19 protein-coding genes are annotated in these 22,889 nt (G+C 67.6%); 15 read left to right on the top strand and 4 right to left on the bottom strand.

Features of this window, described 5'->3' with window-relative positions:
• Positions 1 to 32: 32 nt before the first annotated feature.
• Complete coding sequence (locus C9412_RS11080; protein ID WP_107231665.1) at positions 33 to 677, bottom strand: hypothetical protein; 645 nt, start codon at positions 675 to 677, stop codon at positions 33 to 35.
• Between the two features lie 245 nt (positions 678 to 922).
• A complete protein-coding gene (locus C9412_RS11085; RefSeq protein ID WP_107231666.1) occupies positions 923 to 3,346 on the bottom strand; it encodes a penicillin-binding protein 1A in 2,424 nt (807 codons plus the stop codon).
• A gap of 219 nt (positions 3,347 to 3,565) precedes the next feature.
• Here C9412_RS11085 and C9412_RS11090 point away from each other — a divergent pair, with 219 nt between their 5' ends.
• From C9412_RS11090 to C9412_RS11160, 15 genes are all read left to right on the top strand, one after another.
• Positions 3,566 to 4,624, top strand: coding sequence for a pilus assembly protein PilM (locus C9412_RS11090; RefSeq protein ID WP_057496791.1), 1,059 nt, complete (start codon positions 3,566 to 3,568; stop codon positions 4,622 to 4,624).
• Positions 4,624 to 5,508, top strand: coding sequence for a PilN domain-containing protein (locus C9412_RS11095; protein WP_107231667.1), 885 nt, complete (start codon positions 4,624 to 4,626; stop codon positions 5,506 to 5,508). The genes C9412_RS11090 and C9412_RS11095 overlap by 1 nt, the downstream gene beginning before the upstream one ends.
• On the top strand, positions 5,505 to 6,161 hold the full coding sequence (gene pilO / locus C9412_RS11100; protein ID WP_107231668.1) for a type 4a pilus biogenesis protein PilO: 657 nt from the start codon (positions 5,505 to 5,507) through the stop codon (positions 6,159 to 6,161). Before C9412_RS11095 ends, pilO begins: the two co-directional genes overlap by 4 nt.
• Complete coding sequence (locus tag C9412_RS11105) at positions 6,161 to 6,694, top strand: pilus assembly protein PilP (protein WP_107231669.1); 534 nt, start codon at positions 6,161 to 6,163, stop codon at positions 6,692 to 6,694. Before pilO ends, C9412_RS11105 begins: the two co-directional genes overlap by 1 nt.
• Before the next feature lie 21 nt (positions 6,695 to 6,715).
• The gene (locus tag C9412_RS11110; RefSeq protein ID WP_057496787.1) at positions 6,716 to 8,686 is read left to right on the top strand and encodes a type IV pilus secretin PilQ family protein; all 1,971 of its coding nucleotides are present in this window, start codon (positions 6,716 to 6,718) and stop codon (positions 8,684 to 8,686) included.
• A gap of 327 nt (positions 8,687 to 9,013) precedes the next feature.
• Positions 9,014 to 10,039 carry a MoxR family ATPase gene (locus tag C9412_RS11115; protein WP_107231670.1) on the top strand — a complete coding sequence of 342 codons (1,026 nt, stop codon included), beginning with the start codon at positions 9,014 to 9,016 and terminating at the stop codon, positions 10,037 to 10,039.
• A gap of 8 nt (positions 10,040 to 10,047) precedes the next feature.
• Positions 10,048 to 10,977, top strand: coding sequence for a DUF58 domain-containing protein (locus tag C9412_RS11120; RefSeq protein ID WP_107231671.1), 930 nt, complete (start codon positions 10,048 to 10,050; stop codon positions 10,975 to 10,977).
• A complete protein-coding gene (locus tag C9412_RS11125) occupies positions 10,974 to 11,423 on the top strand; it encodes a DUF4381 family protein (RefSeq protein ID WP_107231672.1) in 450 nt (149 codons plus the stop codon). The genes C9412_RS11120 and C9412_RS11125 overlap by 4 nt, the downstream gene beginning before the upstream one ends.
• Positions 11,420 to 12,424: a VWA domain-containing protein gene (locus tag C9412_RS11130; protein ID WP_107231673.1), complete on the top strand. Its 1,005-nt coding sequence runs from the start codon at positions 11,420 to 11,422 to the stop codon at positions 12,422 to 12,424. The genes C9412_RS11125 and C9412_RS11130 overlap by 4 nt, the downstream gene beginning before the upstream one ends.
• A complete protein-coding gene (locus C9412_RS11135) occupies positions 12,421 to 14,229 on the top strand; it encodes a tetratricopeptide repeat protein (RefSeq protein WP_107231674.1) in 1,809 nt (602 codons plus the stop codon). The genes C9412_RS11130 and C9412_RS11135 overlap by 4 nt, the downstream gene beginning before the upstream one ends.
• Entirely contained in the window at positions 14,226 to 15,941 is a 1,716-nt protein-coding gene (locus C9412_RS11140) for a BatD family protein (RefSeq protein ID WP_107231675.1), read from the top strand. Before C9412_RS11135 ends, C9412_RS11140 begins: the two co-directional genes overlap by 4 nt.
• A gap of 57 nt (positions 15,942 to 15,998) precedes the next feature.
• A complete protein-coding gene (locus C9412_RS11145; protein ID WP_107231676.1) occupies positions 15,999 to 17,318 on the top strand; it encodes a dicarboxylate/amino acid:cation symporter in 1,320 nt (439 codons plus the stop codon).
• Positions 17,319 to 17,479: 161 nt separating this feature from the next.
• On the top strand, positions 17,480 to 19,477 hold the full coding sequence (gene tkt / locus C9412_RS11150; RefSeq protein WP_107231677.1) for a transketolase: 1,998 nt from the start codon (positions 17,480 to 17,482) through the stop codon (positions 19,475 to 19,477).
• Positions 19,478 to 19,703: 226 nt separating this feature from the next.
• Complete coding sequence (locus C9412_RS11155) at positions 19,704 to 19,886, top strand: type II toxin-antitoxin system RelE/ParE family toxin (RefSeq protein WP_258190181.1); 183 nt, start codon at positions 19,704 to 19,706, stop codon at positions 19,884 to 19,886.
• Between the two features lie 11 nt (positions 19,887 to 19,897).
• Positions 19,898 to 20,203, top strand: coding sequence for a HigA family addiction module antitoxin (locus C9412_RS11160; RefSeq protein WP_107231678.1), 306 nt, complete (start codon positions 19,898 to 19,900; stop codon positions 20,201 to 20,203).
• Positions 20,204 to 20,289: 86 nt separating this feature from the next.
• On the opposite strand, the gene C9412_RS11165 is transcribed toward C9412_RS11160, so the two are convergent.
• Positions 20,290 to 22,242, bottom strand: coding sequence for an acetyl-CoA hydrolase/transferase C-terminal domain-containing protein (locus C9412_RS11165; protein WP_107231679.1), 1,953 nt, complete (start codon positions 22,240 to 22,242; stop codon positions 20,290 to 20,292).
• 34 nt (positions 22,243 to 22,276) lie between these two features.
• The gene (locus C9412_RS11170; protein WP_107231680.1) at positions 22,277 to 22,834 is read right to left on the bottom strand and encodes a flavin reductase family protein; all 558 of its coding nucleotides are present in this window, start codon (positions 22,832 to 22,834) and stop codon (positions 22,277 to 22,279) included.
• Positions 22,835 to 22,889 lie beyond the last annotated feature (55 nt).

The following is a 22,889-nucleotide window of genomic DNA, read 5'->3' on the forward strand; positions in this document are numbered from 1 at the left end:
GGGAGTAGCGCCGGGCACGGCCCGGCGCGATGTCATCCCCCGATGTACGCGGTGATCTCGGCGTCGGCCAACACCTGCCGCAACTGCGCGGCCGACGCGCGGCGCATCGGCTTCTCGTCCACCGGCGACAGGGGCGCCTGGCGCAGGGCGTCATACGGCAGCACCGCCAGATCGAAGGTCAGCTCTTCGGCACTGAACACCCACACCGGTACGTCGAGACTGCGCTCGCGGTCCATGCGCAGCCGCCGCACCCGCGATTCGGCAGGGATGCCATGCTCGTCCAGGAAGCGGTGCACGGCTTCCGGGTCATCGCTGTGCAGGTGCAGCTGCACAGGGCTGTTGGCGTCGGCGGTGCCGTCCAGTACCGGGCCGGCCAGGCGCGGGGTGAAGCCATGCAGGAACTCCAGCGCCCGCAGCGCGGCCTCGCGGCGACGCTGCAGCTCATTACCGTGCTGCGGCCCGGAGAACAGCCGCTGGTACTCGCGCAGCGCGTCTTCGATCTCGGTGTTGCGCGGCAGGGAGGCATCATCGTGGATGCCGAGCCGGCTGGCGGCCTTCAACTTGGCCTGGTGGTAGTCGCGGATGCCGCCTTCGGCCATCAGGCGGGCGGCTTCATGTGCGAGGCGGTGGCGCCGCTCGCGGGTCTGGCTGGCAGCATGCTGGCGTGCGCGATGCATGCGATGACTCCTGTTGCGACCTGGCGACAGACTAGCGCAAGGATGTGACATCTGCGTGGGTATGACGGATGTTGCGGCTCTGGCAGGTGCCGACCAAGGTTGGCCGCTACCGGGGCAAGGCGGGCCGTTGATGCTGTAGAGCCGAGCCCATGCTCGGCTCCGCGGGCCCGCGGTAGAGCAGCCGAGCATGGCTCGGCTCTACAAAGGCAGCGCCAACCCAGGTTGGCACTCCCCATACCTGCCCCTTAGAAGATATCGAACGCGGCGGCGTCGGCCTGCGGGGTGTTGAGGTTCAGGTCGTAGTCGGTCAGGCGGTCCATGTCTTCCACCTTCACCCACTCGGTGGCGCCATTGAGGGTGGCCTGGACCATGCCGCTGGGCGGGTCGTTCTGCGCGATCGGGGTGTCCTTCAGCGCCGTGCGCATGTAGTCGATCCAGATCGGCAGGGCGGCCTTGCCACCGTATTCGCGGTAGCCCAGCGAGCGGAAGTCGTCGCGGCCCACCCACACGGTGGTCACATACGGGCCCCCGAAACCGGAGAACCAGGCGTCGCGGTGGTCGTTGGTGGAGCCGGTCTTGCCGCCCACGTCCTCGCGGCCGAGCACCTTGGCCTGCACGCCAGTACCGCGCTGGACCACGTCGCGCATCATCGACACCAGCTGGTAGGCGGTGCGGGCGTCGATCGCGCGCGGGGCGGTGCGGGCATCCGGGTTGGCCGGCGCCGCCGGGGTTTCAGGCTTGGCTTCGGCCTTGGCCACCGCGGCCGGGTCCACCTTCGGCGCCGGGGCGCCGAAGTTGAAGCCGTCCACCACCTGGTTCACCGGCTGGTCGCTGCTGCCGGCGCACTCGCGGCAGGCCAGCGCCGGGTTTTCCTTGAACACCAGGTTGCCGTCGCGGTCGTCTACCTGGTCGATCAGCCAGCTGTCCACGCGCGAGCCGCCGTTGGCGAACACGGCATAGCCACGCGCCACCGACAGCGGGGTCAGCGAGGCGGTGCCCAGCGACATCGACAGGTTCGGCGGCAGTTCCGATTCGGCAAAACCAAACTCGCTGATGTACTTGCGCGCGTAGTCCACACCCATGCCATCGAGCAGGCGTACCGAGACCAGGTTGCGCGACTGCACCAGCGCCTCGCGCAGGCGCATCGGGCCGCGGAAACCGCCGCCGTCGTTCTGCGGAGCCCAGGTCTTGCCGCGGCGGTCGCGGAACACGACCGGGGCGTCGAGCACGATCGAGGCCGGGTTGTAGCCCTTGTCGAAGGCCGCCGCATAGACGAACGGCTTGAAGCTCGAGCCCGGCTGACGACGGGCCTGGGTGGCACGGTTGAACTTGTTGCCGGAGAAGCTGAAGCCACCCACCAGCGCCTTCAGCGCGCCGCTGTGGGCATCCAGCGAGACCAGCGCGGACTGGCCGCGCGGAATCTGGTCCAGCAGCCACTCGCCTTCCTTGGCGCCGGCGCGCACGCGCACGATGTCACCGCGCTGCACCAGCTTGCCCGGGGTCTTGTTGGTCCACTTGGCGGCACCGGCCGGCAGCACCACTTCGCTGCGGTTGGCCAGCACCACCGTGGCGCTGCCGTCGGCACCGGTGCCGGCGACGATCGCCGGCAACAGCCCGGCCTGGCTGGACAGGCCGCGCAGGTGCTCGGCCAGGGCGGCGGCATCGTCGCCAGCGCCCAGCGGCACCTGCTTTTCCACGCCATGCCAGCCGTGGCGGTGGTCGTACAGCAGCAGGCCGTCGCGCACGGCCAGATTGGCCGCGGTCTGCAGGGTGGAATCGATGGTGGTGGTGACGTGGTAACCCTTGTTGACCACGTCGCCGCCGAAGCGGGCGATCATTTCCTGGCGCACCAGCTCGGCCACGTAGGGGGCCTCCACCTGCACCGGCGGTTCATGCGCACTGGCATGCATCGGCACGGCCTTGGCCGCATCGGCCTCGGCCTGGGTGACGAACTTCAGGTCGGCCATGCGCTGCAGCACATAGTTGTCGCGGCGCTGGCGGGCACGTTCCGGGTTGGAGATCGGGTTGCCCGAGGAGGGGAACTTCGGGATGCCGGCCAGCGAGGCCATCTCGTCCAGGTTCAGTTCGCCCAGCTTCTTGCCGTAATAGAACTCGGCGGCGGCCGCCACGCCATAGGCGCGGTTGCCGAAGAAGCTCTTGTTCAGGTACAGCTCGAAGATCTCGTCCTTGCTCAGCTCGGACTCGATCTTGCGCGCCAGCAGGATCTCGGCCAGCTTGCGGGTATAGCTGTACTCGGAGCTGAGGAAGAACTGGCGGGCCACCTGCTGGGTGATGGTGGAGCCGCCGGGCACGCGCTTGTCGTTGGTGGTGGCCAGCAGCCACACCGCGCGGGCAATGCCCTTGTAGTCCACGCCGCCATGCTCGTAGAAGCGGGCGTCCTCGGTGGCCAGGAAGGCCTGCTTCAGCTTCTCCGGCACGTCCTTCATGGTGATCGGGGTGCGCCGGGTCTCGCCGAACACCGCCATCAGCTTGCCGTCGGCGGCATAGACGTACATCGGCTCCTGCATTTCCACGTCACGCAGGGTCTGCACGTCGGGAAGCTTGGAGGACACGGCGTAATACAGACCGCCCACAGCGGCCGCGCCGATCAGCGCCAGGACCAGGACAATCAGGAAGATCCAGCGCAGCCAGCGGCGGAGTCGAGTCATCGGGTTCAGATTCCGATTGCGAATTTCGTGGTCGCAGAGTATAGATTACGCAAGGTGGCGGCTGGGGTCGGCACCGGGGAACGCAAGGGGAATTGCCAGGGGCTGCATCGTGAATCCGTGAGGGATTTCACAGCAGGGCGGTTGTCATTTGCTAAGAATACGTTATTAATGCGCGGACGCAGCTCTTGCGTCCAAGTGCCCGTCGGCAGGGGAGAAACCGTGGGGCTCATCCCAAAAAGTCAGTCGCCGCTCGTTGGCGTCGACATCAGTTCGACTGCGGTAAAGCTTTTGCAGCTGTCCCGCAGCGGCAATCGTTTCCGTGTGGAACATTATGCTGTGGAACCTCTTCCGCCGAATGCGGTGGTGGAGAAGAACATCGTCGAAGTGGAGGCCGTGGGTGAGGCCATCCGCCGCGCGATGAACCGTTCAGGCAGCAAGGCCAAGCTGGCTGCTGCTGCCGTGGCCGGCTCGGCGGTGATCACCAAGGTGATCCCGATGCCGGCCGACCTGGACGAAAACGACATGGAAGCCCAGATCGAGCTGGAAGCGGTCAACTACATTCCGTATCCGATCGAGGAAGTGAACCTGGACTTCGAGGTGATCGGGGCGATCCCGAACAACCCGGAAATGGTCCAGGTGCTGCTGGCCGCATCGCGTTCGGAGAACGTGGAGCTGCGCCAGTCGGCACTGGAACTGGGCGGCCTGCAGGCCAAGGTGATGGACGTGGAGGCCTTCGCGGTCGAGAACGCCTACGCCCTGGTCGCCAGTGAACTGCCGGTGTCCATCGACGGCGTGGTTGCGCTGGTCGATATCGGCGCCACCATGACCACGCTCAACGTCCTGCGTGGCGGCCGCAGCCTGTACAGCCGCGAACAGGTGTTCGGTGGCAAGCAGCTGACCGACGAGATCATGCGCCGCTACGGCCTGAGCTACGAGGAAGCCGGCCTGGCCAAGCGCCAGGGCGGTCTGCCGGAAAGCTACGAGATGGAAGTGCTGGAGCCGTTCAAGGAGGCCACGGTCCAGCAGATCAGCCGCCTGCTGCAGTTCTTCTATGCCGGCAGCGAATTCAACCGCGTCGATCACATCGTGCTGGCCGGCGGCTGCGCCGTGCTGGGGGGCCTGCCGGAGATGGTCGAAGAACAGCTGGGCGTGCCGACCGTGGTCGCCAACCCGCTGGCGCAGATGACCCTGGGGCCGAAGGTGAACGCGCATGCGCTGGCCCAGGATGCCCCCGCGCTGATGATCGCCACCGGTCTGGCGCTGAGGAGCTTCGACTGATGGCACGCATCAATCTATTGCCCTGGCGCGCCGAACGGCGCAAGCAACGCCAGCGCGAGTTCTACGCAATGCTGGGCATGGCCGCTGTTGGTGGCCTGCTGCTGTCGCTGATGATCTGGTTCTACTACGACCGCCAGGTCAGCGGACAGATGGACCGCAATGCCTACCTGCAGGCCGAGATCGAGAAGGTCAAGGAGCAGAACAAGGAGATCGACCGCCTCGACGCGCAGAAGGAACGCCTGCTGGCGCGCAAGAAGGTGATCGAGGAACTGCAGGCCAAGCGCTCGCAGATGGTCCACCTGTTCGACGCGCTGGTGCGCACGATTCCCGACGGTGTGGTGCTGACCGCATTGAAGCAGGAAGGCGACGTGCTGACCCTGGAAGGGCGCACCCAGTCCAATGCGCGGGTGTCGGCCTACATGCGCAACCTGGAGACCTCCGGCTGGATGACCAACCCGGAGCTGTCGATCATCGAGGCGCGTGATCCGGAGAAGGACAAGGACGGCAAGACCGGCCCGGTTGCCGATATCAAGGCGCTGCCCTACGTGTTCGTGGTCAAGGTGAAGCTGCCGGCGCAGAGTGAAGAGGCCTCGGCCACGCCGGGCCTGAACGCCGATGGCTCGGTGGCGGCACCTGCACCTGCACCGGCTCCGGTGGCGCCGCTCGCCGCCGGCCCGGACGCTGCAACGCCGGCCGCACCGGCCGCTGCCCAGCCTGCACCGGCTGCACCGGCACCGGCTGCGAATCCGGCGCCTGCTGCGAATCCGGCGCCTGCTGCGGCCAAGCCGAACCCGCCCACCGCCCCGGCGCCGAAGCCCGAGGGCAGCCGCCTGGCGCAGCCGCCGCAGGCCTTCAACGCCCCGCTGACGGGGGACCGCGCATGAGCCAGAAGATCGATCTGAAGAACCTGGATTTCAACGACATCGGCAACTGGCCGCAGAAGGCCAAGATCGTCTTCTGCTCGTTGCTGGCGCTGGTGATCATGTTCGTGGCGTGGATGCTGCTGATCAGCGGCAAGCGCGAGGAGCTGGCCAGCCTGGAATCGACCGAAGTGGAGCTGCGCGGCGAGTTCACCAAGCAGCAGGAGCGCGCGGTGAACCTGGAGCCGCTGAAGCAGCAGCTGGCGCAGATGGAGCAGGTGCTGCAGCAGATGCTGCGGCAGCTGCCCAGCAAGACCGAAATGCCCGACCTGATCATCGACATCTCGCAGACCGCGTTGTCCAGCGGCCTGACCAACGAGCTGTTCGAGCCCGAGCAGGAGCAGATCAAGGAGTTCTACGCCGAGAAGCCGATCAAGCTGCGCATGGTGGGCAGTTACCACCAGTTCGGCGCGTTCGTCAGTGGCGTGGCTTCGTTGCCGCGGGTGGTGATCCTGACCATGCATGACATCAACCTCAAGCCCAAGGAAAAGACCGGCGGCAACATCCGCAGCGGCGCCCTGGAACTGTCCGGTACGGTCAAGACCTACCGCTACCTGGACGAGACCGAGGTGCAGGCGCAGCAGGCGGCTGAGGCGGGCAAGGAGGGGACCCCGTGATGCGCGCACAGATCCTACGGGGTGCGACGGTGCTGGCTGTGTTGCTGCTGGCCGCTTGCGGCCGCGGCGTGACCAGCACGCCCGGTGATGCACCGAACCTGGAAAAGTGGGTGGAAGGCGAGCGTGCGCGACCGGCGCAGCCGCTGGAGCCGCTGCCGGTGATGCAGCAGTTCGAAACCTTTGAATACTCCGCGCAGGGCATGCGCGATCCGTTCACCGATGCCTGGACCAATCCGCAGCAGGGGAATGGCGGATTGCGGCCGGATCCGAACCGGCGCAAGGAGCCTCTGGAAGGCTTCCCGCTGGATGCACTGGACATGGTGGGTACCATCGGTACCGGTGGCGGTACCGTGGCGCTGGTGATGGGGCCGGACAAGGTGACCTACCGGGTGCGCCCGGGCGGTTACCTGGGGCAGAGCGACGGGCGGGTCACGGCGGTCTTTGAAGACCGCGTGGAGCTGATCGAACTGGTGCCGGATGGCGCGGGCGGCTGGCTGGAACGGCCTGCAACGCTCTCGCTTGAAGATCAATGATCGTTTACTGGGGATAGCACGATGACCTTTCACCAAGCCAAGGGGCTGCGTCCCATCCGGCGCTCTACCTTGAACCGCATCAGCGCGCTGGGAGTCGCGCTGATGCTGGCCAGCGCTCCGGCGCTGGCCGCCGCACCGGCAGAGAAACCGGCAGGCACCACCGTGGCAGCGGCCACCGCGCCGGCCGGCCTGTCGGTGGCCAAGATCGATTTCAAGCGTGGCGATGACGGCGCCGGGCGCCTGATCGTGCAGTTCGACGGCCAGGGGGCGATCCCCGACCTGCGCACGCAGGGCAACAGCGTGGTGGTCGACGTGGGCAACGCCCGCCTGCCGGCCAACCTGCAGAAGCCGATGAACGTCACCGACTTCGCCACGCCGGTGCAGCGCATTGATGCCAAGCCCTCCGGGGCCGGCACGCAGCTGGTGCTGAGCACCGGCGGTGCGGTGGAATCGCTGGCCTACCAGAGTGGCAACGAGTACGTGGTCGAGATCAGCCCGCGCCAGGCACCGGCTGCGGTCGGTGCGGTCACGGCCGGCAGTGTCACCCAGGCGGCCAAGGCTGTCGGCCAGCGTGGCTTCACCGGCAAGCCGGTGACCTTCAACTTCCAGGACGTGCCGGTGCGCACCGTGCTGCAGTTGATCGCCGAAGAATCCAACCTCAACGTGGTGGCATCCGATTCAGTGCAGGGCAATGTGACCCTGCGCCTGGTCAACGTGCCGTGGGACCAGGCGCTGGACATCGTGCTGCGTGCCAAGGGCCTGGACAAGCGCCGCGACGGCAGCGTGATCTGGGTCGCTCCGCAGGCCGAGCTGGCCAAGTTCGAGCAGGAGAAGGAAGACGCGCGCATCGCCATCGAGAACCGCGAAGACCTGGTCACCGACTACGTGCAGATCAACTACCACAGCGCCACGCAGATCTTCAAGGCGCTGACCGAGGCCAAGGGCATCGGTGGTGGTGGCGGCAGCGGCGGAAATGGTGGCAGCTCGTCGCAGGAAGACAGCGGGTTCCTGTCCTCGCGTGGCCGCATCGTGGCTGACGAACGCACCAACACGCTGATGATCAGCGACATTCCGAAGAAGATCGCGCGCATGCGTGAACTGATCGGGGTGATCGATCGTCCGGTTGATCAGGTACTGATCGAGAGCCGCATCGTCATTGCCACCGATACCTTCGCCCGCGAACTGGGTGCGAAGTTCGGCATCAGCGGCAGCCGTGACAATGTCTACTTCAGCGGCAGCCTGGATGCCAACGCCGAGACCCGCAAGTCGCAGGTCGATACTGCGCTGGCCAATGCCAAGGCCGTGCGTGAATGGGAAGCCGGCGGCAGCGTGGGCCCGGCACCGGTGCCCAGCGGCTCGACCATCAAGCGTGGGCTGAACTGGAACCTGCCGGTGGCCGCAGCCAACAATCCCGGTTCGCTGGCGCTGTCGATCCTCAATGCGGGTTACCTGCTGGACGTGGAGCTGTCGGCCATGCAGGAGGAATCGCGTGGTGAGGTGATCTCCAACCCGCGCGTGGTCACCACCAACCAGCGCGAGGCGATGATCAAGCAGGGCAAGGAAATCGGCTACGTCACCATCAGCGGCACCGGTGCTGCCGGCGGCGCCGGTTCCACCCCGAACGTGCAGTTCAAGGAAGTGGTGCTGGAACTGCGCGTCACCCCGACCATCACCAATGACAACCGCGTGTTCCTCAACATGCAGGTGAAGAAGGATGAGGTTGATCGCCTGATTGAACTGCAGGGCTACGGCACCGTGCCGTCGATCAACCGTCGCGAAGTCAACACCGCCGTGCTGGTGGAAGATGGCCAGACCGTGGTGATCGGTGGTGTCTATGAGTTCACCGACCGCAGCAGCATCAGCAAGGTGCCGTTCCTGGGCGATGTGCCGTTCCTGGGCAACCTGTTCAAGAAGCGCGGCCGCAACAAGGACAAGGCCGAGCTGCTGGTGTTCGTCACCCCGAAGGTGCTGCGCGTGGCCAAGCAGAACTGAGCCACCCGCACCGGCAAAACCAAGAAGGGCCGCCCAGTGCGGCCCTTCTTTGTTCTGCGCCGTCTGATGTGGGTAGATCCACGCCATGCGCGGAGGCCTTGGTAGATCCACGCCATGCGTGGATGCCCTGGTAGATCCACGCCATGCGTGGATGCCCTGGTAGATCCACGCCATGCGTGGATGCCCTGGTAGATCCACGCCATGCGTGGATGCCCTGGTAGATCCACGCCATGCGTGGATGCCGTTCAGCCGTTCTTGATGCCAATCGCAGGGCACCCTGCGATGATGTCGGGAACCCGTGCCGTCCTGCGCCGGTCAAAGGCCCCCATGAACCTGCCTCCGCCGATGCCCGAAACCGTCCCCGCGCCGTCCACGCCGGGCGCCAGCCGCCTGCATGCGGCCTTCAGCCAGCTGCGCGACGCATTGTCGGCCGAAATTGTCGGCCAGTCGGCGCTGGTCGAGCGCCTGTTGATCGCGCTGCTGGCCGATGGCCACCTGCTGGTGGAAGGTGCGCCGGGCCTGGCCAAGACCACCGCGATCCGCGCGCTTGCCGCACGCCTGGAGACCGATTTCGCCCGTGTGCAGTTCACTCCCGACCTGCTTCCGGCCGACCTGACCGGTACCGAGATCTGGCGCCCGCAGGAAGGCCGATTCGAGTTCGTGCCCGGTCCGATCTTCCACCCGATCCTGCTGGCCGACGAAATCAACCGCGCCCCGGCCAAGGTGCAGTCGGCACTGCTGGAAGCCATGGGCGAACGCCAGGTGACCGTCGGGCGCCACACCTATGCGTTGCCGCCGTTGTTCCTGGTGATGGCCACGCAGAACCCGATCGAGCAGGAAGGCACGTTCCCGCTGCCGGAAGCGCAGCTGGACCGGTTCCTGATGCACGTGCGCATCGGCTATCCCGACCAGACGGCCGAATCGGAAATCCTGCGGCTGGCCCGCGAGCGCGCCCGTGGTGCGCTGGGCGAGGCCGCAGCGGCGCGGCAGAAGCTGCCGATGCAGGACGTGTTCGATGCCCGCCGCGAAGTGCTGGACCTGCACATGGCACCGGCGCTGGAGCGCTATCTGATCGAACTGGTGCTGGCCTCGCGCGATCCATCGCGCTATGACGCCGGACTGGGCCGCCGCATCGCCTGGGGCGCCAGCCCGCGTGGATCCATCGCGCTGGAACGCTGCGCGCGCGCGCGCGCCTGGCTGGGCGGCCGCGATTTCGTCACCCCCGACGACGTGCGCGCCGTCGCCGCCGACGTGCTGAGGCATCGCGTGTTGCCCAGTTATGAAGCCACCGCCGAGGGCTGGGACGGCGAACGTCTGGTGCAGGAACTGCTGGCCCGGGTGCCGGCCCCCTGAGCCTGCGCATGACCGACCGATCCCCGCAGCAGGTACCCACCGTCAGCGATGGTGATGGGCTGCGCCCCCAGCTGTCCGAGCTGGTGGCCCTGCGTCGCCTCGCGCAACGTCCACCGCCGCCGCGGCGGGGCCGTGCCGGCAACGCCGGGCAGGCACCATCGCCGCTGCGTGGACGTGGCATGGAGTACGCCGAGTCGCGCGAGTACGTGGCCGGTGATGACGCGCGCCACATCGACTGGCGCGTCACTGCGCGCACCGGTCGCGCCCACACCAAGCTGTTCCAGGCCGAGCGCGAGCGGGTCAGCCTGATCGTGGCCGATACTTCGCCAGCGCTCTACTTCGGTACCCGTGTGCGCTTCAAGTCGGTGCAGGCTGCACGCGCTGGCGCGGTCGCGGCATGGTCGGCGCAGCGCCGCGGCGATCGCGTTGGCGCCCTGCGCGGCAGTGACCGCGAGGCCCCGATCGCACCCGCCGGTGGGCCACGCGGTGTGCTGCGTGTGCTCGACGCGCTGGCCCGCTGGTATGCGCAACCGCCCGCCGACGATCTGGGGCTGGAGCGGGCACTGGACCACGCGGCGCGCGTACTGCGCCCCGGTGCGCGCATGCTGGTGCTGGCAGACCCGCAGCAGGCCATCCGGATTGCGCCGGCGCGCTGGAGTGCGCTGGCCCAGCATCACGACCTCAGCCTGGTGCTGCTGGTCGATCCGCTGGAACTGCAACCGCCCTCGGCGGCCCTGCAGTTCCAGACCGCACAGCAGCGCATCGGTCTGGATCTGCGCCGTAATGAAGTGCAGGCGCACTGGCAGGCACACTTCGTCGAACCACTGCAGGAACTGCGGCGCCAGCTCGGTGCCCGCCGCGTCGATGTGCAGGTGTTGTCCACCGATGCGCCCAGTGATGCCTGGCTGGCTGCGTCGCCGACCGAGGTGCCGGCATGAGTGCCAACCTGCCGCTGCGCGATGTGCAGCTGCCGCCGGCACCGCCGTGGTGGCCGCCGGCGCCGGGCTATCTGATGATCGGCGGCGTGCTGCTGCTGGTGGTGGCGGTGCTGGCCCTGCGGTGGTGGCAACGCCGCCGTCGTCGCCAGCGCTGGTTGCAGGTGTTCGATCAGGAGCTGGCCATCGCCACCGATGCCACGGCGCAACTGGCGGTGATCGCCGGCCTGCTGCGCCGTGCCGCGCGGCACGCACAGCCGGGCAGCGAATCGCTGCGCGACGATGCCTGGTGGCAGCGCGTGGATCCCGCCGGCACGTTGCCCGACGCGCGCCGTCGCCTGTTGGCCGAAGGCGCCTATCGCCCCCGCGTCGACGCCGGTGACGTGGCAGCGGTGCGCAGCTGGGCCCGCGAGCGTTATTTGGCAATGCTGCTGGAACGCCGCCGATGAACCTGCTGGCAAGTTACTGGCCGTGGCCGGACCTGCAGCTGGCATGGCCGCTGGTGCTGCTGGCGCTGCCGCTGCCGTTGCTGATGCGTTGGTGGAAGCGTCGCGCCGACCCGGGCGCGGCACTGCGTGTGCCCTATGCAGCGAGTGAACTGGAAGCGCTGTCCGCGGGCGGTCGCGTCGACGTGTCGTGGCTGCGCATGCTGCTGTTGTGGCTGGGCTGGTGCGCGCTGTGCGTCGCGCTGGCGCGCCCGCAGCAGCTGGGCGAAGCCATTACGCCGCCGCAGCAGGGCCGGCAGATGATGCTGGCAATGGATGTGTCCGGCAGCATGAGCGAGGGCGACATGGTGCTGGGCGGGCAGGCGGTGGACCGCTTGACCGCAGCGAAGGCGGTGCTGGCCGACTTCCTTGATCGCCGTGCCGGTGACCGCATCGGCCTGCTGATCTTCGGCGACCGTGCCTACACGCTCACGCCGATCACCGCCGACCTGGCCAGCGTGCGTGACCAGCTGCGCGACAGTGTGGTGGGCCTGGCGGGCCGCGAAACCGCCATCGGCGATGCCATCGGCCTGGCGGTGAAGCGCCTGCGCAGCCAGCCCGAAGGCCAGCGCGTGCTGATCCTGCTCACCGACGGCGTCAGCAACGCGGGCGTGCTGGAGCCGCTGCGCGCAGCCGAACTCGCGCGCGCCGAAGGCGTGCGTATCCACACCGTCGCCTTCGGAGGGGATGGCAGCATGCGCTTTCTCGGCATTCCCGTTTCCGCCGATCAGGACCCGGTTGATGAGGCCACGTTGAAGAAGATCGCCAGCCTGACCGGTGGCGAGTTCTTCCGTGCACGCGATACCGCGCAGCTGGCCGGCATCTATGCCGAGCTGGACCGGCTGGAGCCGATCGCTGCGAAGGGACCGAGCCTGCGCCCGCGCGAAGAACGCTATGCGTGGCCGCTGGGCCTGGCAGTGTTGCTGGGCGCCTTGGCCTGGCTGTGGCCGGAGCGGCGCCGATGATCGCCCTGGCCGCGAGTCTTCCCGACTGGAACGCGCTGCATTTCCTGCGCCCGCAATGGCTGTGGGCCTTGCTGGCGCTGCCTGTGATCATCGCGGCGGTGCTGTACCGTCAGCGCCGCAATGATGCGTGGCGGCAGTCCGTGGATGCGCACCTGCTGCCGCATCTGCTGGCGACCGGCACACGCCGCCGCACCCGCATGCCATGGGCGCTGCTGCTGGGCTGGACGCTGGCATCGCTGGCCATGGCCGGGCCCAGCTGGCGCCAGCAGGCGCAACCGATGTTCCAGCCGAGCGCCCCGCTGGTGGTGGTGCTGGACCTGTCCAGCCGGATCGCCGCCGCCGATCTGCCGCCGTCGCGCCTGCTGCAGGCGCGGGCGAAGCTGGGCGAGCTGCTGCGCGCGCGCCAGGGCGGGCAGGTCGGGCTGGTGGTGTATGCCGATGATGCCTACACCGTGGCGCCCCTCACCGACGACGGCAGCAACGTTGCGCTGTATCTGGACGCGTTGTCGCCCGAAGTGATGCCGCGCGATGGCCAGCGCGCGGACCGCGGCATTGACTGGGCAACGCGCCTGATGCGGCAGATTGGTGCGACGCAGGGGCAGGTCCTGCTGGTCAGCGATCAAGCCGACGCCGAGGCGGCGCTGGCCGCCGCACAGGCACGCAGTCTCGGCCTGCAGGTCTCGGTGTTGGGGCTGGGGACACCGGCCGGTGCCGCCTACCGCGACGGCAGCGGCCAGATCCGCCAGGCCGCGCTGGACGAAGGCAGTCTGCGCGCGGTGGCCTCCGCTGGCGGAGGTCGCTATGTGCGCATCGCCGCTGATGACACCGACCTGCGCGCGCTGGGCGTACTCGACGCGCGCGAGGGCACGGCGGCGCAGAGACCGGGTGAAGGCAGACAATGGCGCGACGAAGGCTTCTGGCTGTTGCCCCCGCTGATGCTGCTGGCGCTGCTGGCCTTCCGCCGCCGCGCGGCGCTCGCTGCGGTGCTGGCGGTGGGCCTGTTGCCCTGGATGGGCGAGGTGCACGCGCAGGCGTCCGCAACGTCGCCGCCGCAGGGCACCCTGTGGAAACGCAGCGACCAGCTGCAGCACCAGCGCCTGGCCGAGGGCGTGCAGGCCTACCGCAGTGGTGACTTCGCCGCGGCGCGCAAGCAGTTCGAGGGCATCGACAACGATGCCGGCTGGTACAACCTGGGCAACACGCTGGCGCGCGAAGGCAACTACGACGAAGCCATCGCCGCCTACGACCGTGCGCTGACGCTGCATCCCGGCATGGCCGATGCGGTGGCCAACCGCGCGGTGGTCGTTGCCGCACGCAAGCGCAGGCAGGCCGGCGACAAGGGACAGGATCAACCGAAGTCGCAGGACGGGCAGCAGAAGCAACAGCAGCCTCCACAGGGCCAACCACCGCAACCGGGCCAGAAGGATCCGGGGCAGGGCCAGCCTTCGTCGGGCCAGCAGGGCCAACCCAAGTCCGGCGATGACAAGGCATCCTCCACTCCGCAGACCGGCCAGCGCGGCCGCGATGGCCAGCAGGCGCCGCCGCAGGCCGAGGATGCCAAGGCGCAGGCACAGGCCGATGAGCAGCAACGCCAGCGCATGCAGCAGGCCATGCAACAGGCAGGCGAGGGCAAGACGGACAAGGACGGCAAGCCGGTCTCTACCGGCGACGCCCGCACTGCGGGCCAACGCGAAGAACGGCAGGCGGTGGACGCCTGGATGCGGCGGGTGCCGGATGATCCGGGCGCATTGCTGCGGGCCAAGTTCCAGCTGGAAAACGAACGCAGGAAGAGGGAAGGGCGATGACGCGCGCGATCAACATGCACAGGCCGTGGTCGCGGCCGCTGTGGGCGGCGCTGCTGCTGTGGCTGCCGCTGCTGGGGTGGGCGCAGCCGCGCGCCTGGCTCGACCGCGACCGCATCGCGATGGGTGACACGGTCACGCTCAATGTCGAGAGTGACCAGGGCGCACCGGACTTCACTCCGCTGCGCACCGACTTCGACCTGAGCGGGCAGACCAGCAGCCGGCAGGTGGAGTGGAGCAATGGCAGCATGCAGCAGCGCAACCTGTACGGCGTGGCGTTGACGCCCCGGCGCAGCGGCGCGCTGGTGGTTCCCGGCCTGCAGGTGGGCAGCGTGCGTACCGCGCCGCTGACGCTGCAGGTGGAGGCGGCGAGCGTGGCCGGCCCGGACAGCAACGCGATGGCCTTCATCGAGACCGTTGTCGATGACCAGACGCCATATGTGCAGCAGAGCGTGGGCGTGGTGGTGCGGCTGTACTTCGCCTCGCAGCTGGCCTCCGGCGAGCTGGTGCTCGATACCCCGGCCGGCGCCTCGTTGCAGCGCGTGGGTGACGATCGCACCGATGTGCGCCAGGTCAATGGCCGGCGCTACAACGTGGTCGAGCGGCGCTTTCTGCTGATTCCCGAGCGCAGCGGCGCGCTGCGGCTGGCCGGTGCGCGTTTCAGCGGACGCAGTGCCGGTGGCTTCTTCGACGATTTCTTCGGCGGTGGCGACGGGCGCATGAACGCCACCGGCGCCGACCGCACCCTGCAGGTGCAGGCACAGCCGGCGCAGGCACCGCAGCCCTGGCTGCCGCTGCAGGCGCTGCAGCTGCGCTACACCAGCGCGCCGACCCGTGGCCGCGCCGGCGAGGCGGCCAACGTAGTGGTCGAAGCCATCGCCGAGGGTGCCACCCGTGCGCAGTTCACCGACCTGCCGGTGCCCGATCTCGGCAGCAGCGCGCAGGTGTTCGCCGAACCGGCGCAGTACGAGGAAACCTTCAACGGCAGCACGCCGCGGTTGAAGATCACTCGCCGCTATTCGATCGTGCCGCGCCAGCCCGGTTCGCTGGTGGTGCCGGGGCCGCGCCTGCCGTGGTGGGACGTGCGCACGGGCAAGGCCCAGGAGGCGAACCTGCCGGACCTGACCTTGGCTGTTGCCGCCGGCTCCGGCGCTGCCAACACCGCGCCGGCGGCACTGCCGCCGATCGACACCGATGCCGCGTTGCCGGGTACCGATGGCCGCGACAGCCGCATCGCCGCAACCGACCCGCAGGCCAGTGGCCTGTCCGAGCGACCGTGGCCGTGGATGGGCGCGGCCATCGGCCTGGCGGTGCTGTGGCTGCTGACCCTGCTGTGGGGCTGGCAACGCGGGCGGCGTCCGCGTGCGCCGGCGTCCGTGGCGGGCACGCCAGCGGTGCCGACGGTAGCGAGTGGACGTACCGGTGTGGCCGAACTGCGCCGCGCGCTGGACGCGGAAGGTTTTGAACAGGTTGAAGCACAGCTGTGCGCGATGGCCGGTGTCGAACGCATCGAGCAGGTCATCGCCCGTCTCGGCGATCCGGCCCAGCGAGAAGTGCTGCAGGCGCTGCAGCAGGCGCGTTGGGGCGGGCAGGGCGATCCGGCCGCACTGCGTGCGCGCCTGCGTGCGGTCTTCCGTGACGGACCGCACTGGTCGGCAGCGACCGGTACCGCTGAAACTGGCCTGGCGCCGCTGTATCCACCGCGGCGAACCTGAACCGGCGCCGCTTGCGGGCTTTGTTAGAGTGCATTCATTTTTCGAGGAAACCCGCGTATGACAGCAGCTGCTGCCGACAGGAAGAAGTTGCCCCTGCATTGGAAGATGGGCATCGGCTTTGCGATCGGCCTGGTCCTGGGACTGATCGTGCACGCCCTGGGCGGCAGCGTCGATGGCCTGCAGGCCGGTGCCAAGTGGGTCATGGACTACGTCACCACCCCGGCTTCGGGCCTGTTCCTCAATCTGATCTTCATGCTGATCGTGCCGCTGATCTTCTCGGCGCTGATCATGGGCGTATCGGAGATGGGCGACATCCGCGCCCTCGGCCGCATCGGCTGGAAGACGCTGGCGTTCACCGTGCTGCTGTCCGGTATCGCGGTGGGCATCGGCCTGGTGCTGGTGAACGTGCTCAAGCCGGGCGCGGGCGTCGACCCGCAGACGGCGGCGCTGATGCTGTCGGAGAATGCCGAGCGCAGCAAGGAGATCGTGGCCGGTATCCATGGCACGCCGAAGGGCATGGACATGCTGTTGTCGATCGTGCCGAGCAACGTGCTGCAGGCGGCATCGGACAACGGCGCGATCCTGTCGCTGATGTTCTTCGCGCTGATGTTCGGCATCGGCATGGTGCTGACCGACAATGAGAAGGTCGCCCCGCTGCGCCGCGCCATCGAAGGCGTGTTCGAGATCTCGATGACCCTGATCAACCTGGTCATCCGCCTGGCCCCGTATGCGGTGGCCTGCTTCATGTTCAACCTGGCCGCACTGTTCGGCTTCGAGCTGATCATCCGCCTGGGCGCCTATGTGGGCGTGGTGGTGCTGGCACTGGGCCTGCATATGATCGTGACCTACGGCACCGCGGTGTGGCTGTCCGGCCGTTCGCCGCTGTCGTTCTTCCGCGATACCCAGGAAGCGACGGTGATGGCGTTCTCCACTGCGTCCAGCAATGCCACCCTGCCGACCGCGCTGCGCGTGGCCGACCAGATGGGCCTGCCGCAGCGCGTGTCGCGCTTCGTGCTGACCGTGGGCGCCACCGCCAACCAGAACGGCACCGCGCTGTTCGAGGGCGTGACGGTGATCTTCCTGGCCCAGTTCTTCGGCGTGGACCTGAGCATCGGCCAGCAGTTCATGGTGATGGCGGTGTGCATCCTCGGCGGCATCGGTACCGCCGGTGTGCCGTCCGGCTCGCTGCCGGTGGTGGCGATGATCTGCGCGATGGTGGGCGTGAACCCGCTGGGCATCGGCCTGATCCTGGGCGTGAACCACTTCCTGGACATGTGCCGTACCGCACTGAACGTGACCGGTGACCTGGCCCTGACCACCCTGGTGGCCAAGGGTGAGCCGCACGACGGCCCGGCGCTGACCCCGCGCCAGGACTGAGCCCGGCCCCACTGTTGGCGACCTGATCGGGGTCGGATCCCTTTCCCCAAGGAGAGGGATCCGACCCCTTTCGTTTTCCGGTCCGACCTGACCCCGCCCGGCGACTATGGGACAATAGGCCGCCCGCACGTCCGCGGCCGCCTCCCGATTCCGACAGAACCATGACGCAGCCTACCCGTCGCCAGTTGGCCAACGCCATCCGCTTCCTTGCCGCCGATGCGGTTGAAACCGCAAAGTCCGGCCACCCCGGCATGCCCATGGGCATGGCCGACATCGCCGAAGTCCTCTGGAACGACTACCTCCGCCACAACCCGAGCAACCCGCACTGGTTCAACCGTGACCGTTTCGTGCTGTCCAACGGCCACGGTTCGATGCTGCAGTACGCGCTGCTGCACCTGAGCGGTTACGACCTGCCGATCGAGCAGCTCAAGCTGTTCCGCCAGCTGGGCAGCCACACCGCCGGCCACCCGGAACGCCACGAGACTCCGGGCGTGGAAACCACCACCGGCCCGCTGGGCCAGGGTTTCGCCAACGCCGTGGGCTTCGCCCTGGCCGAGAAGCTGCTGGCACAGCGCTTCAACCGCCCGGAACTGGAAGTGGTCGACCACCGCACCTGGGTGTTCATGGGCGATGGCTGCCTGATGGAAGGCGTGTCGCATGAAGCCGCTTCGCTGGCCGGCACCTGGGGCCTGCACAAGCTGGTCTGCTTCTGGGACAACAACCACATCTCCATCGACGGCAACGTCGAGGGCTGGTTCACCGACAACACGCCGGAGCGTTTCGAGGCCTACGGCTGGAACGTGGTGCGCGATGTCGATGGCCACGACCCGGAAAGCATCAAGGCCGGCATCGAGGCTGCGCTGTCGCAGAGCGACAAGCCGACCCTGATCTGCTGCCGCACCACCATTGGTTTTGGTTCGCCGAACAAGGCGGGCAAGGAATCCAGCCACGGCGCGCCGCTGGGCAAGGATGAGCTGGAAGCCACCCGCAAGCAGCTGGGCTGGGAATACGGCCCGTTCGAGATCCCGCAGGCGATCTACGACGGCTGGCGCGCCAATGGCGCCGGCACCCTGCGCCAGGCCGAGTGGGAACAGCTGTTCGACAAGTACGCCCGCCAGTACCCGGGCGAAGCGGCCGAACTGACCCGTCGTTCGCATGGCGAGCTGCCGGCCGACTTCGTTGCCAAGGCCGATGCCTACATCGCCCAGGTGGCCGCTGAAGGCCCGACGATCGCCTCGCGCAAGGCCTCGCAGCTGGCCATCGAAGCCTATGCGCCGCTGCTGCCGGAAATCGTCGGCGGCTCGGCCGATCTGGCGCACTCCAACCTGACCTTGTGGAAGGGCAGCAAATCGGTCGCCAGCGACGACGCCAACGCCAACTACGTGTATTACGGCGTGCGCGAGTTCGGCATGACCGCCATTGCCAACGGCCTGGCCCTGCATGGTGGATTCATTCCGTTCGACGCCACCTTCCTGGTGTTCAGCGATTACGCCCGCAACGGCGTGCGCATGAGCGCGCTGATCCCGGCCCACGCCATCCACGTCTACACCCACGACTCGATCGGCCTGGGCGAAGACGGCCCGACCCACCAGCCGGTGGAGCACCTGGCCTCGCTGCGCTACATCCCGAACAACGACGTGTGGCGCCCGTGCGATGCCGTTGAATCGGCAGTGAGCTGGAAGGCCGCGATCACCCGCCAGGACGGCCCGAGCTGCCTGGTGTTCAGCCGCCAGAACCTGCCGCACCAGCCGCGCAACGCCGAACAGATCGCCCAGATCGAGCGCGGTGGTTACGTGCTGGCCGATGCCGCCGGTACCCCGGACGTGATCCTGATTGCCACCGGTTCGGAAGTCTCGCTGGCCACCGAAGCCAAGGCCCAGCTGGACGCGGCCGGCCTGAAGACCCGCGTGGTCTCGATGCCGTCCACCGACGTGTTCCTGCGCCAGGATGCGGCCTACCGTGAATCGGTGCTGCCCAACGCCGTGCGCAAGCGCGTGGCGGTGGAAGCCGGCGTCACCGGTTTCTGGCGCCAGTTCGTCGGCCTGGACGGTGCGGTGATCGGCATCGACACCTTCGGTGCCTCGGCCCCGGCCGACCAGCTGTACAAGCACTTCGGCATCACCACCGCGCACGTGGTGGAAGCGGCCAAGGCGCTGTAAGCAGCATCGCAGCGTGATGAAGGAAAGGCCGGCGCAAGCCGGCCTTTTCCTTTGTCCAGAATGTTCGGCCCGATGCCGCTGCTGTCGTGTTGGCCTCTTCATCTGACCTGCGTTCTCTGCGAAAAGGAGGGCCTGCCGAGGTACCCCTGGAAGTGGGCATGGACAGCAAGAGCAGCGCAGGAACCTATGCTGGATTTGCGGGGTGTAAGGTGTTGCCTTACGGCGTCTGCTTCTGCAGTTGGATCAAGCCCGGCTGCCTGGAGACATGGGGCTGCCCGGAAATCGCCTGCATCCCCTGCGCGGAAGCTACAGCGGCTACTGGGCTGTAAGTGTCTCGGCGAGTTGGAGGTTGGTGTTCCGCTTTCGCGGGCTGGACATTGAACTGGTCGATTACCTTGATTACCACTAGGAGACTGTTCGATGCCGTTGCATGATCCGCCTCATCCCGGAGAATCGCTGCGCGAAGACATCCTGCCGGCGATCAGCATGTCGATCAGTGCGCTGGCGCAACATCTTGGCTACTCCCGCGGACAGCTGTCGACCATCATCAACGGGCATGCCGGCATCTCCGCAGAACTCGCATTCCGTCTCGAGCTTGCGGGTCTGGGCAATGCCCGCATGTGGCTGGCGATGCAGGCGGCATACGATCTGTGGCAAGTCGAGCATCGAGCGCATCCACCTATTGCTCGCTTGTACCTTGAGGACGCAGCGAGGATGGAGCGGTAGATCCACGCCATGCGTGGATGTGAAATGGGGACGGAGGGGATCAAGTCGTTTGTGCACAAACGACTTGATCCCTTCCGTCCCCTTTTTCAGGCGGTACGCGCCAACGCCAGGCGCAGCAGGCGTGCGTTCAAGCGCTCGCTGAAATCCTTCGGTGCCTGCAGGCCCATGCGCTGCAGGTACGCCGCATCGCCATCACCGGCCGGTTGCCACAGCGCGGCCCACACGGTGCGCAGCTTGCTGCTGCGCGTCTGCGTGTTGGCCTTCAACCAGCCCAGTGCCTTCACCAGTACCTGTTCGATCTCGTTGAAATCGCTGCCGAGCGGATAGTCCGGCAGGCTGCCATCAGCGCGGAACGGTGCCAATGCAGCGGACAACGCCTGCGGCGTGTTGCGCTGCAGGCGCTCGGGATCCGGCTGCGTGCTCTTCAACAGCTTGCGCGCAACCTGCGCCTGCTGCAGCAGGTCACCCTGGAACGGCGCCTCGGTGATCGCCGCCATCGCCTGCACGCAGTCCTCATCGGTCAGGCCGCGCAGATCGGCAATGCCGTACTCGTTGAGGTAGATGTCGCGCAGGTGGCGGGGGATGGTGGTGTGCCCGTAATTCCAGCGCACATTGGATTCGCGCCGGCCCTTGTCATCGCGCGCGGCGCGGAACATCAGCACGCTGCGCGCTTCCGGCAGCGCGTGCGCCATTGCCACGAAGTTGTACTGCCCACCCACGCCCGACACCACGCGTCCATCGTCCAACGCATCGGAGACGGCTGCACCCAGTGCGGTGGCCATCATGCAGGAATTGAAGAGGCGGGCATGGCGGCGTTGCAGGCGTTCCAGTGTCTCGTTGCCGCCATACAGCTGGTTGATCTCGCTGATGCGGCGCATGCCGATCGCGCGACACTCGTCGTCCGGCAGCGTACGCAGCCACTCATAGAATTCCGGCGAACCCAGGTAGAACGCACCGTGCAGGTACTCACCTTCGGCCGCCAGCGTGGCGTGGTCGATGGACAACGTGCTGCCGTTCTCGATGCGCTGCATCAACGCCAGATCGTCGTGCACCTTGCGCTTGATCACCCCGGTCTGCACCAGCCGGCGGAAGCCCTCGTTGAGCATTTCGCTGCAGCCGTACAGGCCAACCTCGAACGGATCCAGCCCGCCAATTTCCTGCACCAGTGGGTGGCTGGCCAGTTGCGGGTCCAGCGCGTGCAGCACGCGGCGGTAGCGCGCGTTGTCGGTGTGGCGCAGCACCAGCGCATGGCTCAGCGCATCGGCCAGGGTGCCGATACCAATCTGCAGCGTGCCGCCGTCGCGCACCAGCGTGCTGGCGTACAGCCCGATGGCATAGTCGGCATCGCCCACCGGCTGCCGCGGCAGGCCGAACAGCGCCGGGTACGGCGGCGGCGGGGTGATCACCAGATCGAAGAACGACACATCCACCGTGGCCGAGCCGCCCAGGTAGGGCAGCTGCGGATCGATCTCGGCGATCAGCAGGGGCCGTGGCAGACCGCGCGCGGCGATGGCGTCCAGGGTGTCCTGGGTGATGTCGTTGTTGCATGACAGCGACAGCCGGCGGTCACCGGCGCGCATCGCCACCTTCTGCACGATCACCTGCGGCGCGCGCTGGGCGACCGCATCGGCGGCGTGGGTGTAGTTCAGGCTGGTGTAGCTGGACTGCGCCTGGCGCGAGCCGAGCAGGGCACCGGACTGCATGTAGAACTCTTCCACCTGCACATGCGCCGGCAGCGCGTCGCGCGCGATCGCATCGGCATAGGCCAGGCGCGGGAAGTCGTCGCCGAAATGGCGCTGCGCGAACGGCGCCATGAAGCGCGCCTCCAGGCCATCGCCGCGTGCCTTGGGAGGATTCAACGACAGCGCGGTGTACAGCTGCAGCGGTCGTGACGGGTCCTTTTCGACGCGTGCATACAGCGCATTGAGCAGCCGATGCGGTTTGCCCAGCGCAAGCGGTGCCCCGATCCGCAACGGCCCGTCCACGCGCGCAAACAACCAGTCGACGGCGGCGTCCAGGTCGGTGAGGTGTTCGGTCATGCGCGGCGGTCCTGCGTGTGGGGGAGTGCGGGCATTACAGCATGTCGGGCTTGAACCGCCGTCGACGCGAGACTTCCGCGCCGGACACCATGAACTGCCCATCGCCTCGGTAATGCACCGTGCGCGGCAGTTTCGGCCGCGGCGCGACGTGCGCATGCACGATTTCCCAGATGAACAGGTTGCTCGCCTCGACCTGGCTGTCGTCGTACAGGCGGCACTCGAAACAGGCATGGCACTGGCCCACCAGCGCCGCGCCGACCTCCCGCGCAGGCACGGCGTCGAGCCCGAAGCGGGCGAACTTGTCGACCTCACGGCCGCTGCAGTTGCCGATGTCCACCACGGTATCGAGCAGTTCCACGCCGGGCACATTGATCACGCACTCGCCGCTGCCCCGGGCCAGTGTGAAGCTGTGGTTCTCGTGCCACAGGTAGGTGGCGACCAGCGACGGCGAGAAGCCCATCACCATGTGCCAGCCCATCGTCATCAGATTGCGCTGGCCCTGCCACGCGGTACTGACCAGCACGATCGGGCCGGGTTCGAGGAAGCGGCGGGCCTGCTCGACCGGGAATTCCTTCTTGGGCAGCGCTTTCATCCGGGGCCTGGGGCGGGAGGAACCGATGCTGGCGCAGCTGCGATGAACCCGGAGT

This window comes from Stenotrophomonas sp. Nf1 (assembly GCF_003028475.1).
GTDB lineage: Bacteria > Pseudomonadota > Gammaproteobacteria > Xanthomonadales > Xanthomonadaceae > Stenotrophomonas.